The sequence below is a fragment of the Carboxylicivirga taeanensis genome (assembly GCF_051851475.1).
Classification (GTDB): Bacteria; Bacteroidota; Bacteroidia; order Bacteroidales; family Marinilabiliaceae; genus Carboxylicivirga; species Carboxylicivirga taeanensis.
Genome location: NZ_JBPUSJ010000014.1, coordinates 39,059 through 52,144 on the forward strand (window position 1 = coordinate 39,059; position 13,086 = coordinate 52,144).

Here is a 13,086-nt window from a genome sequence, read left to right on the forward strand (position 1 = left end):
CTGAATGATTCAGGTACTCGTTGTAATGCTCTACACCGCGCTGCCCGCGTTGGTGCTTTTTTTATGTGATAAATACCAGTTTCTAAATAAAATAGGCTCTGTTATTCTGGCTTATCTGTTCGGTTTGCTTCTGGGCTTATCGGGGCTCATAGATGAGCGTTTCGAAATGGTTCAGGAGGTGCTGATGGCTGTTACTGTGCCTTTGGCCATTCCGCTCTTGCTGTTCTCCTCAAATGTTCGTGCCTGGAAAAAACTGGCCGCCCAACCGTTTTACTCTTTGCTCTTTGCTCTTGTTGCTGTATTCATATCGGTAGGTATTGGCTATGCGTTGTTTCATGGCAATGAAATAGATGATTTTCATAAGGTTGGCGGCTTGCTGGTTGGGATTTATAGTGGTGGTACACCTAATTTGGCTTCTCTCAAAATGATTCTGGATGTGAACGAGGAAATTTACCTGGCTGTTCATTCCTACGACATGGCCATTGGTGCTGTTTATTTGTTCTTTTTAATGAGTGTAGGGCAGCGCCTTTTTAGTCTGTTTCTGCCTCGAAGTAAGGAGAGCAACGCTGCAGCAGAAATAGGCAGTGGTGAGGAACGTTTATGGGATTACCTGAAGCGCAAACACCGTTGCCTGAAACTACTAAGAATGCTGCTTATTACCATACTAATGGTGGCCTTTGCCGGCGGAGTTATGCTTTTGATGCCCGAAAGTTTAAAGATGGTAGTATTTATCTTCCTCATCACAGCAATGGGTATTGGCGGCTCCTCTATCAAGAAAATTAATTCAACACCGGGCACATTTAGCTTGGGGATGTATCTGATCTTAATTTTTAGCATTGTGGTGGCATCCAAAGTGCGATTGGGCAATCTAAGCGATATTAATCCGGTGATATTTGCCTACATAACTTTTGTGGTGTTTGTGAGCCTGGTGTTACATGTGCTCTTAGCCCGAACGCGGAAAATTGATGCCGATACGGTGATTATCACATCGGCAGCGCTTATTTGTAGTCCGCCTTTTGTTCCCGTGGTTGCAGGTTCGTTGCGCAATCATTCGGTGCTGGTACCCGGCCTTACAATTGGTCTTATCGGCTATGCAATTGGTAATTATCTGGGTTTTCTGATGGCGGTTGTGCTAAGTTATTTCTGATTTAAAACAAGTAGTTGAGGGTAATGTAAAGTCCTGAAGTTCCGTCTTGTTCACTGGTGGCCATTCCATAGTCAGCGGAGACTACAAAGTTCTCATTAAGTGCCCCTTTGATGCCTAGGCCGTAGCTGAAATGTGCTTTGTCTCGAACGTTGTTGAAATAGTGGCTGTATTCGCCTTCGGGCACCCTGGATTTATCTATTTTATATTCTTGAGTGATTAATCCCATGTCAATAAAATAGTTCGTCCCCAGGTAAAAATCCTGGCGGAAGAGCTTACTTTTCCATATTTTCCAGCGCAACTCAACATTGGTGAGCACACCGCCATCACCAACAATTCTGTTGCGGTTAATGCCACGTAATGTTTTGGCACCGCCCAGGCCCTGGGAAGTAGCCGAAGTTAATGTACTGGTAGTCATGTGGGGGAGCAGGTAAAAAGGAATGGTTCCATGAAGTTTGTGCTGATAGCCAATGCGGTAGGCAGCTATTAGGTTTTTTTGCCGGGTGAGGCTAAAATATTGGCGGTGAAAAATACTAATGCGGCTATAACTTCCTTTTTGAGTCGATAAAAATGACGGCATGTGGGATATAAATAGTTCTGTCCATGTACCACTGGCCGGGTTCGCAATAATATCTCGAGTATCGTATGAGATGCCAGCTTTAAGGTAGGCATGCTGACCGCCAGTAGCTTCTTCAGGGGCAATGATTCCCCATTGTAAATACTTGTCGTACAAGCCATCAATTTGTGGCAATTGATCTTCCGTATCTTTTTTGCGGTTCAGGCGATCGACATCGACCGGGCCAATATCAAAATTGAAGTATACCACGCCTGCCATCCAGTTCCATTCATCCTTACTGTCAACAATTTTCCCTTTCAGGTTTGTCATTATTCGAAACATGCCTCTGTGATGGCGGTAAAAAACTCTTGATTTGTAATGAATAGAGCCATCATCTTCCCAATCACTGTTGTAGACGGCATCCCGACCATTAAATCCATAAAAATCCAAGGCCAAATCTCTGAACCAGGTTATATCAGCGGTCGTTCTTATGCCGCGAAGTAGTTTAGGTGAGTCGTAGTATAAGCGGGCCAGAGTGGAGCCAGCCGTGTATTTCGAGAATTCGAGATAAAGGGAGTGCTCATAATCCGGATAGTTGGAACCATCGCCATACCAGTAAAAGTTCGACAGGCCACCATACTGAAAGCCTAAATCGGCATCAAAAGAGATGGCGGGCAGTAGTCCGAAAGTAAAGCCCTTCTTAAGGTAGGTGGAGTCATTTGGTGCCGCGCTTGCACAAATTACTGTTATGGATAGCAAGCAAGTAAAAAAAATGGATTTGAGCATCGTCTTAGTTTTAGGATGCTCAAAGGTAATACCATTCGATGGAAAAATTCTGTGATCATTTAAAATACAGAAAGGCCAGGCAAAAATGATAAAGCCTGGCCTGTAGATGAAACATTTTTGTCTGTCACTTACTCGCTTTTGTCTTCCAGTGATTTAAAGCCTTCACCGATAATCTCGGATGTCTCCATTACTGCTATAAAGGCTTTGGGGTCAATGTGTTTGATCATATCCTGGAGGGCCGATACTTCGCGACGTGTAACCACGGTGAATATGGCACGTTTGCTATTGCCGCTAAATAGGCCTTCTCCATTAAAATAGGTGCCTCCTCGTTCTAGAGTGTATAGAATTTTTTCTTTGATCAATTCATGCTTGTCCGAGACAATCACAAGTGCCCGTTCATAGTTTAATCCATCAATCGTGATGTCGATTACTTTGCCGGTAATGAAAATCACAATCCATGAATACAACGGAATTTTCCAGTCTTTGAAAACAAGTAAACCCACCAAAACAATGATCGAATCGACAATTATTAAAAGCTGTCCAACTGATATTCGGCTGTATTTGGCGAGTATCATTGCCACAATGTCTGAACCGCCCGATGTAGCTTTTGCTTTGAAGATGAGTCCCAGACCAAATCCAATTACTATACCTCCAAACACGCACGAAAGTAGAAGGTCATCAGCTAACCCCAAAGGATCGTTTTCGCCAATAAAGTAGGTAAGGCCATCCATAAAAGCAGTTGTTAACACCATGCCGACAATTGTTTTTAAGCCAAATCGAGCCCCTAATATTTTAATACCCAATAGGGTTAAGGGTATGTTCAGTACTAAGCCAAAAGTACCAACAGGAATGGCAGGTACCAGGTGGTGAACTACAATGCCAATTCCATAAACACCTCCGGGCACAATGTTGTAGGGGTTGATGAAAAAGACAAACCCGGCAGCCAAAATAAATGCACCTAGTGATATGAGGGCATAATCCAGTATATTTCTTTTTAAACTCTCTCCGTACAGTTGGGAGGCAATTTTTATTTTTTCCATTTTTTGTAGGTTTTTATGATTAGTTGTGTTTTTTGGAGGTGCAAAAGTAAACATCATCCGCTAAAATGAAAGAAAAAATAACACTAAGCTTAAAAAGTGTTTAAAAATAAACAATTGACCGATTTGAATTATTGCAGTTGAAAGATTATAATTGTCCCTTAAAACAAGTGCGTATGGAATTGAAAGTAGGTGTTTTTCAGTATGATATTGTGTGGGAAGATACAGAAGCAAACCTTTCTTATTTGACCGACAACCTTCGCCATATAGATAAAGATACAGATGTATTGATACTCCCTGAAATGTTTCATTGTGGATTTACCATGTCGCCGGCTCTAAATGCGCAGCACGAAGGAGGGCGGGTGCTGAAGTGGATGCAGCAAGCGGCTGGCGAATACAATCTGGCTGTTATGGGCAGTGTTGTGGTGGAGAGTGCAAACCAGTTTTATAATCGCTTTTACGTGGTGACTAAAGAGGATGTAAAATGGTACGATAAACGCCATCTCTTTACCATGAGTGATGAACATCTTCATTATCAGAGTGGGAATGAGCGGTTAATTGTTGACATTAAAGGGTGGCGTTTCTGTCCGCTAATTTGTTACGATTTAAGGTTTCCTGTATGGAGCAGAAATAAAAGTAAGGCATATGATGTATTAGTATACGTTGCCAATTGGCCGGCCACACGAAATCATGTGTGGGATACTTTACTAAAAGCCAGAGCGATTGAAAACCAATCATATGTGATAGGTGTTAATAGAATAGGAACTGGTCAGAATTTAAACTATATCGGCAATAGTCAGGTAGTGAACGCCAAAGGGCAGGTTGTATTGAATTTGTCAAATAAATGTGGTATATTTTATGTTAGTTTGAAAAGGACGGAATTAGAGGCTTTCAGGGAGAAGTTTCCGGTGTTGGATGATGCTGATGAGTTTGAGTTATTGGATTGATGATAAAGTTAATGCGATTGGTTGGTAAGTAGGGGTTGAAACATTTTATTTTTAGTGTTAACTTTAATTATCTATTAAAAATAATTATTAAACAGATGGTTGTATGAAGACGCTTAATGTACATGTACCGGATGATAAATTGAAATTTGTCCGAGAGCTATTAAATAATTTAGGTTTTGAGTGGAGTTTACGTTCAACCGGTCACGATAAAGTGACTGAAGCGGCTACTGATGATAGCAATAAAGCTTACGAGCTTGATGAAGATGCCCGTAAAAAAGCTGCTAAAATGCGAGAGGAAAGTCTTAAGGATGTCATTAGTAAGATTGAGGAGTTGAGGAAAAAGCGCTGAATAAAATAACACTTAATTGATGTGTTGTGGTATGGTTATTGCTTTATGATCAATGCTGCAATTCTGTAAAGAATTGCTACAAGATTAAACTCTAACCATAAATTTTGAGGCATGAAAAACAGCATTAAAATAATGGCACTGTGCGCCTTTTTTATCCTTGGTCTTGGGGCACATGCACAGCAAACCGTGGCAGACCTGAATATATACGACACAGTTGATAAGATGCCGCGTCTTAAAGGTGCCGGTAATAACATTAGTCGTTACATCCGAAAGCAAATTGATTATAATGACAGCTACAAGCTCAAAGGTGTTGAAGGAGATGTGTGGGTGAGTTTTATCGTAACAGCAGCAGGTGAGGTGGCTAATGTAGAGCTCGAAAAAGGTATAGACAAAGAATTGGATGCTGAAGTACTGCGTGCTGTTAAAGCAACATCAGGTTGGAAGCCCGGGGTTGTAAATAAAGAAAAGGTACATACCCAAATGCGACTCCCCGTGCGCTTTGTGTTGTCTCCTGCTGAGAGAAACCTTTCATTACAGGTTAAGTCGCTGGATGAAATGGGCAAGCGTCCTTTGTTTGTGCTGGACAACAAGGAGGTTGAAGGTATATTGCGAATTGAAGACTACAACGTAGAGTCCATCCGGGTGATAAAAGGAGAAAAAGCCAGGAAACTTTATGGGGAAAAAGGAGCCGACGGTGTGGTTGTTATCACCTCCAAACGCGGCACACCGCCAATCTATTAAAATAATCTGGCAGTGGTATAGCTTCATATTTATGGTTGCTGCCACATCAGCTGAGGCCGATGAAAGTTATCAGGCAGAAAGGAATAAAGGAGCCTGAATCAAGTTTTGCTCAAAATTATTGCGAATAATCTCAAGCCAGATTTTGATGATCTGGCTTTTTGCGTTCTGATTATGTTTTGTAGTTACTTTTTTTCAATTTTAAATTAAAAGCCGTTACTTTGTAAGTACCCTCAAAGAAGCAATACAACTAATTCGTCTGGATTAAAAACCTATCCATTATTGTGTGTTGGGAAAGTCGGGCGCAGTAATGAGAGGAAATGGCAGTTTGTCATTTCAGTATTGCTATCAGTAAATTATGAATGATTTTAAGGTGGATGTTTTTTAAACAATGAAATGAAATGTTGTAAATGAAGACTTGCTTATGAATTGTAAGTGATGATGTATTTTAGTAGTTTATTAGCTGAGTTATTGCCTGATTCTGAGTCGAAAAAAAATGATGAGGTGATAATGTGAAAGTTGGCCTTGTAGAGTGGGCATTAGAGCTGCTATTTTCTGTTTTTAAACATCTTAAATAAATGATAAAAGACATGTAAATAATGCGAATTTCACCGTAGATTTGCATAAAATTGATAATTATAACAATTAACAACGAAATGGAATTTATTGAACAACTTAAGCAGAAGGCAAGCGAGAATAAAAAACGAATTGTTTTGCCTGAAGGTTTAGAAGAGAGAACTCTTCGAGCTGCTGACACTATTTTAACCGAAGGTTTTGCAGATGTTATCCTGATTGGTAATACGGAAAAAGTGAATGAAGCTGCTGCTGGTTTTGGTTTAAAAAATATAAGTAAAGCTACAGTTGTTGACCCCGAAAATCACGAAAAAATTGATGCTTATGCAGATATGATGGTGGAGATTCGCAAGAACAAAGGGTTAACAAAGGAGCAGGCGCTTGAGTTAATTAAAAATCCATTGTACTTGGCTGTTATGATGATTAAGGCTGGTGATGCTGATGGTGAAGTTGCCGGAGCAGATAATGCTACAGGCGATGTACTTCGTCCAGCTTTTCAGTATGTGAAAACAGCTCCTGGTATCAGTGTTGTTTCAGGTGCTTTTATCATGATTCTTAAGGATAAGGAGTTTGGTGAGGATGGCATGATGGTGTTTGCCGACTGTGCCGTACACCCTAACCCAACAGCCGAGGAGCTGGCCGAAATTGCTGTTGCAACAGGTCGCACCACTAAAGCGATTGCTGGTTTTGAGCCCAAAATTGCCATGTTAAGCTTCTCCACCAAAGGATCGGCTAAACACGAAATGGTTGATAAAGTTGCCACAGCCACAGAACTGGCTAAGAAAATGGCGCCAGATTTGAAGATTGAAGGTGAGATTCAGTCCGATGCGGCTATTATCCCAGAGATTGGACAAAAGAAAGCGCCCGGGTCAGAAATTGCGGGTCATGCCAATGTGTTGGTATTCCCAACATTAGAAACTGGTAACATTGCTTACAAGCTGGTGCAGCGTATGGCGCACGCTGAAGCCATAGGACCGGTATTGCAAGGGATGGCCGCGCCAATTAACGATTTATCGCGAGGCTGTTCGGTAAGTGATATTGTCAACCTGGTGGCTATTACAGCAAATCAGGCTGGAGGAAATATGTAAATTGAAGGCCGGTTTTTACCGGCTTTTTGTTTTTAGAATGCAATTACATAAGTATAAAAACCATTAGGAAATAAAAAAAGGGAATAAATGGCTGAAATTCTTGTAGAACCTATTGAACAATATGCTTTAGGTCAGAAGAAAAAAGGGAAAACATTGTTTTCAAAAGTTGGCGTTGTTGGATGTGGAAAAGAAGGGCAGAATATTGCTCGCATCGCCAGCTGGCATGGAATGGAAGTTGTTTTCATTGAGCTGAATGAAGAGAAGATTGCCTCGGCTCTTGATAACATTGGTAAGGAGTTGGATAGTCGAATTGAAAGCTGGGGTTTGACTGAAAGTGAGAAGCGAGCTATCATGAGCCGTATCAAAGGCTCTACCGACTTTAATGATTTGGCCGACTGTGATTTTGTGATAGAAGCCATCAGAGCTGATGAAAAAACTGGTGTACGCAGTATCGATGCCCGTAAAGAGGTATTCAGAAAAGTAGAAGCTGTAGTTGCCCGTGATGCCATTATTGCAACCAATGCCACCACCATTGTTGTTACAGAATTGGCTTCAGAACTGCAATTTCGTGAGCGCTGCGTCAGCCTCCATTTTTTCGTGACTTCGCCCGAAGCCCGAATTATTGAGGTCGTTAAAGGTTTGTATACTTCAGATGAGGTTTATGAGCGTGTTTGCACTTTTGTGAAGTTAATTAATCGTGATGTTATACCAGTTGAAGAGTCGGCAGGCATCGTGAGTGTACGCTTATATGTTACTTTACTTAATGAAGCGTGCGCAGCTTTGATGGAAGGTGTTGCTACGATGCGAGACATTGATAAGACCATGGAAATTGGTTTAGGCATGCGTCTGGGACCTTTTAAATCAGCCGATGTTATTGGTTTGGATAAAGTCGTTCGTTGGATGGAGAACTTGTATGAGGAGTTTGGTAATCAGAAATTTGCGCCATCTCCTTTAGTGCGTCGTTTAGTGCGCGCCAAACGCTTGGGTAGTCATGTTGGTGTTGGTTTTTATCGTTACGATCAGGATGGTAATATTCTGGATGACGAACCAATTTTGGGAAAAAAAGCCTAAGTGAGCAATTAAAGTAACATTAACGAACAAGATGGCTAAAGCCATTAAAAAGACGATAAGCAAGATGAAGATTTTAGTATTGAACTGCGGTAGTTCATCTATAAAATATCAACTGTTCAACATGGCCGATAATGACTGGTTCGTGTTGGCAGCCGGTGGTGTAGAAAAGATTGGTTTAAAAGGTTCTTTTTTAAAGCACCAGAAAGAAGGTAACGAAAAAGTACTGTTGGAAGGTGAGATACTCGATCATCAAACAGGTATCGACTATATATTGGGGGTTTTGGTAAGTGAGCGTCACGGTTGTATCAAATCTCTCGAAGAAATTGATGCTGTTGGTCACCGTGTGGTGCATGGTGGTGAGGAGTTTAACTCAAGTGTGTTTATTACCAACGATGTGGTTCGTAAAATGGAAGAGTGTATTGAACTCGCACCGCTTCACAATCCACCAAACCTGAAAGGAATTGAAGCAATTACACAATTGTTGCCAAGTGTTCCTCAATGCGGGGTGTTTGACACTGCTTTTCATCAAACAATGCCCAAAGAAGCCTATATGTATGCCATTCCGCAGTCCCTCTACAAAAAGTATGGTATCCGTCGATATGGATTCCACGGTACCAGTCACCGCTATGTTTCAAAGCGTGCCTGCGATATCTTGGGAGTAGATTATTCGACGCAGAAAATTATTTCTTGTCACTTGGGTAACGGAGCATCTATCTGTGCCATCAAAGATGGAAAGTCGGTTGATACATCAATGGGCTTCACACCATTAGAAGGTCTGGTAATGGGTACGCGCGCAGGAGATCTTGACTTGGGCGCCGTAACTTACATCATGGACAAAGAATTGATTGGTACGCGCTCTGCCAGTGTGCTGTTTAATAAGCACAGTGGATTGCTCGGTTTGACCGGTATTTCTTCCGACATGAGAGAGGTGTATGGTGCTTCCAATGATGGAAATGATGCTGCTCAGCTGGGGCTTAAAATCTATGATTACCGCATTAGAAAGTACATTGGTTCGTATGCTGCCGCTATGGGTGGTGTCGACATTGTTGTTTTCACTGGTGGTATTGGCGAAAATGCTTTCTATGTAAGAGAAGGTGTTTGTGAAGAACTTAAGTTTTTAGGTATTGAAATCGATAGCGCTAAAAACAATGAGACGTTTGGTAAAGAGCAGGTAATCAGCTCCGACGAAAGCAAAGTAAAAGTAATGGTAGTGCCAACTAATGAAGAATTAGTGATTGCTCAGGATACTAAAGAAATTGTTGAGGAATTGGCTAACCGCTAATAGAACAGACTAAATCCAAAGATCCAATATAAAATGTTTAAATCCTTATCTGATCTTCAAGAACTTATTAAAAAAAATAAGGTTAAGAAGAGGCTAGCTCTTGCTGTTTCGCAAGATACACACTCCTTAGAGGCAGTGCATACTGCCTTTAAGGCAGGTATTATAGAACCCATTTTAATTGGTTCCCGTCCGGATACAGAACGTATCATTGAGGAGAAAGGGTTCGATTTTGATGGGGCAACTTTTATTCATGAACCCAATGATGTAAAGTCGGTGGAACTGGCTGTGCGCATGGTGCACGACAATAAAGCAGACATATTGATGAAAGGTAAAGTAGCAACACCCGTGTTATTAAAGGGTGTGCTTAACAAAGAGTGGGGATTGCGCACAGGTAGTTTGTTGTCGCACTTTGCATTGTTTGAGGTAGATACCTATCATAAATTAATTGCTGTGACCGATGTGGCAATGAATATTGCTCCCAACTTACAAGACAAGATTGCCATTGTGAATAATTCGGTAGGTTACATGAATAAGATGGGTATTGCCAAACCCAAAGTTGCCGTGTTGGGCGCCATTGAAATGGTCAATGAAAGCATGCAGGCAACACTTGATGCAGCGCTGTTGTCCAAAATGAATCAACGCGATCAAATAAAAAACTGCATCATTGATGGGCCCTTAGCTTTTGATAATGCTGTAAGTTTTGAAAGTGCCAAACACAAAGGCATCAAAAGTGAAGTTGCGGGTGATACCGACCTTTTGTTAATGCCTGATATAGAGGTGGGGAATGTTCTTTACAAAACCTTGGTTTTCTTTGCTAAAGCAAAGGTAGCTTCGGTTATTTTAGGTGCTTCGGCCCCCATTGTTCTCACCTCTCGAAGCGATTCAGAAGAGTCAAAATACAATAGTATTTTATTAGCCACAATGGGTTAATGTTATATCCCCCAATTTGTTCGTCAGGTTGGGGGACTTTTCTATTAATCAGATAATTTTCGTGAAAAATCCCTTAAATTAGATCAAACTATGGACAAGAAGAAAATCCTTGTTATCAATCCAGGTTCAACATCTACAAAAATTGCAGTGTACTGCGGAGATAAATCCGTTTTTTTAAAAACTCTGCGTCATTCTACAGAAGAGATTAGCCAGTTTCCGAACATCGCCTCTCAATTTGAATTCAGAAAAGAAACCATCATAAAGGAGCTTTTAGAAGCCGATATTGAAATAGATGATTTTGATGCAATTGTTGGGCGTGGCGGAATGGTTAAGCCAATTGCCTCTGGCGTATATGAGGTAAACGAAGCCTTGAAAGCAGACCTGAGAAAGGGTGTACTTGGTGAGCATGCCAGTAACCTGGGAGGCCTCATTGCTGATGATATGGCTAAAAATATCGAAGGAGCGCGTGCTTTTATAGCTGATCCGGTGGTTGTGGATGAGTTGCAGGATGTGGCACGTATCACGGGGCATCCGGAAATGCCACGCCGTTCAATCTTTCATGCCTTAAACCAAAAAGCGGTGGCCAAACGATTTGCCCACGAGATTGAAAAGAAATACGAAGAGATTAATGTGATTGTAGCTCACTTAGGCGGAGGAATTTCTGTGGGAGCTCACCTCAAAGGTAAAGTGGTAGACGTAAATAATGCGCTGGATGGCTACGGCCCCTTCTCACCTGAAAGGGCTGGTACACTTCCTACTGGTGCGCTGATAGATGCATGCTATAGTGGCAAGTATAGCTATGAAGAGATGCGTAAGATTGTAAACGGTAAAGGCGGTTTGGTAGCTCACCTTGGCACCAACCAGGCCCATGAAGTGGAAAAGAAAGCCGCCGAAGGTGAGCCGCATTATAAGCTGATCCATTCAGCCATGTCATATCAAATTGGAAAAACCATTGGTGGCTGTGCTGCCGTATTAAAAGGTCAGGTAGACGGTATAATTGTTACCGGAGGTATTGCTTACGATAAGCTGGTTATTGAGTACCTTAAAGATATGGTGGGTTGGATTGCGCCAGTAAAGGTTTACCCTGGCGAAGATGAAATGAAAGCTTTAGCCGAAAATGGATTGGCCGTGCTCAATGGCGAAGTAGAGTGCCAAACGTATGAATAGCGTGCCCTATTTATAAGGAACTGTACAATCCCGTTCATGAAGAACGGGATTTTTTTTATCTTACCGCCTTTAATAAAATTTATGGAAGAAGTAAGCGCATATTACCTGGTAATTGGAGCCGCAATTATCATTATTATCTCCTATTTATATAATATTGTGGCACATAAAACCAATGTTCCAAGTGTTATACTTTTAATCGTTACTGGTTATTTGGCAAAGGAGTTTTTTGGAGTTAAGTTTAATGAAGATGATTGGTTTTTACCCCTGGAGATATTAGGTATAGTTGGTTTGATTCTGATTGTTTTGGAGGCGGCTCTCGACCTGGAGCTACGTAAGAATAAACTTAATCTTATACGGCTATCAACCATTGTTGCCTTTTTGTCTTTATTCTTTAATACCTTTTTTCTGGCCATTGGTATTCGTTACTTTATTGGTAACCTCGATATGCTGACGGCCGTTATTTATGCCATTCCCTTATCTATAACCAGCAGTGCCATAGTTATACCAAGTGTAAGTCGCTTGGAGCGCCCCAAAAGGGAGTTTCTAATTTACGAAAGCACTATTTCCGATATTTTGGGGATCATGTTTTTCTACCTGCTCGTAGAAAATTTGGATACCAATGGGGCTACCAAAGTTGGCCTCAATGTGATCATTAATATTGGGGGAACACTATTGCTCAGTATTGCTCTCTCGTACGCTATGATTATGGCTTTTCAGAGAATAAAGTCAGACGTGAAGCTCTTTTTGTTTTTCGCTGTACTCATTTTGTTTTACGCCATAGGAAAGCTATTTCACTTATCTTCTTTGTTGATGATATTGGTTTTTGGAATTGTGCTTGAAAACCGAACGCTTTTCTTTAGTGGCTTCCTACGTAAATACCTCCATGAGGAAAATGTCAGCCGGGTTCTGTCCGACTTTAAGCTGCTTACCCGCGAGAGTTCATTTGTGGTGCGAACTTTTTTCTTTTTCATACTTGGTATGTCCATCACTTTGGCAGGTGTTTTTGTGCCAGATATTTTACTGTTGACTCTATATTTTATTGTGGGGCTTTTTGCCTTTAGGTGGATTGTTTTTAAGATTATTTTTAAGCGAAATTATTTCCCACAATTCTTAATTGCTCCGCGCGGATTAATTTCGATCTTACTATTTTTTGCTATCCCAAAAGAATTTCGAATTAATGATTTTGAATTGGGCATTCTGCTGTTGTCGATTGTAGTAACCAGCTTGCTAATGGCCTGGGCATTGGTTTTTGATGGTTTTGGCAAAGTTGGCAGGATTAAGCGATACATTTCATTTTTACGGGCAGTCGATAGAGGGAAGTCGCTGATGAAGCGGAAGAGAACGCATAAGGAGGATAGCCGTGTAAATTAATAAGAAGATTATTGTAACTTTTACAAGCGATAAATGTAAGGATAGCT

The 13,086-nt window shown here is 41.2% G+C and carries 12 protein-coding genes; 10 read left to right on the top strand and 2 right to left on the bottom strand.

Annotation, left to right across the window (positions count from 1 at the left end):
- The first annotated feature begins 4 nt into the window (after positions 1 to 4).
- A complete protein-coding gene (locus tag ACSX1H_RS16455) occupies positions 5 to 1,147 on the top strand; it encodes a DUF819 family protein (RefSeq protein ID WP_439185327.1) in 1,143 nt (380 codons plus the stop codon).
- A 1-nt stretch (position 1,148) separates the two neighbouring features.
- Here the strand turns inward: ACSX1H_RS16455 and omp85 are convergent, their stop codons facing one another.
- Both omp85 and ACSX1H_RS16465 read right to left on the bottom strand, forming a co-directional pair.
- Entirely contained in the window at positions 1,149 to 2,486 is a 1,338-nt protein-coding gene (omp85, locus tag ACSX1H_RS16460; protein ID WP_439185328.1) for an Omp85 family outer membrane protein, read from the bottom strand.
- 128 nt (positions 2,487 to 2,614) lie between these two features.
- The gene (locus ACSX1H_RS16465) at positions 2,615 to 3,526 is read right to left on the bottom strand and encodes a YitT family protein (RefSeq protein WP_439185329.1); all 912 of its coding nucleotides are present in this window, start codon (positions 3,524 to 3,526) and stop codon (positions 2,615 to 2,617) included.
- Between the two features lie 173 nt (positions 3,527 to 3,699).
- Between ACSX1H_RS16465 and ACSX1H_RS16470 the strand changes: the two genes are divergently transcribed.
- The 9 genes from ACSX1H_RS16470 to ACSX1H_RS16510 all read left to right on the top strand — a co-directional run bounded on the left by ACSX1H_RS16470 (position 3,700) and on the right by ACSX1H_RS16510 (position 13,039).
- A complete protein-coding gene (locus tag ACSX1H_RS16470) occupies positions 3,700 to 4,470 on the top strand; it encodes an amidohydrolase (RefSeq protein ID WP_439185330.1) in 771 nt (256 codons plus the stop codon).
- A 103-nt stretch (positions 4,471 to 4,573) separates the two neighbouring features.
- Positions 4,574 to 4,819 (top strand): hypothetical protein, encoded by a 246-nt coding sequence (locus ACSX1H_RS16475; RefSeq protein ID WP_439185331.1) that lies wholly within the window; start codon positions 4,574 to 4,576, stop codon positions 4,817 to 4,819.
- Between the two features lie 111 nt (positions 4,820 to 4,930).
- A complete protein-coding gene (locus tag ACSX1H_RS16480) occupies positions 4,931 to 5,560 on the top strand; it encodes an energy transducer TonB (RefSeq protein WP_439185332.1) in 630 nt (209 codons plus the stop codon).
- Between the two features lie 653 nt (positions 5,561 to 6,213).
- Positions 6,214 to 7,218 carry a phosphate acetyltransferase gene (pta, locus tag ACSX1H_RS16485; protein WP_439185333.1) on the top strand — a complete coding sequence of 335 codons (1,005 nt, stop codon included), beginning with the start codon at positions 6,214 to 6,216 and terminating at the stop codon, positions 7,216 to 7,218.
- Between the two features lie 87 nt (positions 7,219 to 7,305).
- Positions 7,306 to 8,289 (top strand): 3-hydroxyacyl-CoA dehydrogenase family protein, encoded by a 984-nt coding sequence (locus ACSX1H_RS16490; RefSeq protein WP_439185334.1) that lies wholly within the window; start codon positions 7,306 to 7,308, stop codon positions 8,287 to 8,289.
- Between the two features lie 64 nt (positions 8,290 to 8,353).
- Complete coding sequence (locus ACSX1H_RS16495; RefSeq protein ID WP_439185335.1) at positions 8,354 to 9,571, top strand: acetate/propionate family kinase; 1,218 nt, start codon at positions 8,354 to 8,356, stop codon at positions 9,569 to 9,571.
- Between the two features lie 33 nt (positions 9,572 to 9,604).
- Positions 9,605 to 10,501 carry a bifunctional enoyl-CoA hydratase/phosphate acetyltransferase gene (locus ACSX1H_RS16500; RefSeq protein WP_439185336.1) on the top strand — a complete coding sequence of 299 codons (897 nt, stop codon included), beginning with the start codon at positions 9,605 to 9,607 and terminating at the stop codon, positions 10,499 to 10,501.
- Between the two features lie 90 nt (positions 10,502 to 10,591).
- Positions 10,592 to 11,668: a butyrate kinase gene (gene buk, locus ACSX1H_RS16505; RefSeq protein WP_439185337.1), complete on the top strand. Its 1,077-nt coding sequence runs from the start codon at positions 10,592 to 10,594 to the stop codon at positions 11,666 to 11,668.
- A gap of 81 nt (positions 11,669 to 11,749) precedes the next feature.
- The gene (locus ACSX1H_RS16510) at positions 11,750 to 13,039 is read left to right on the top strand and encodes a cation:proton antiporter domain-containing protein (RefSeq protein WP_439185338.1); all 1,290 of its coding nucleotides are present in this window, start codon (positions 11,750 to 11,752) and stop codon (positions 13,037 to 13,039) included.
- The last annotated feature ends 47 nt before the right edge of the window (positions 13,040 to 13,086 follow it).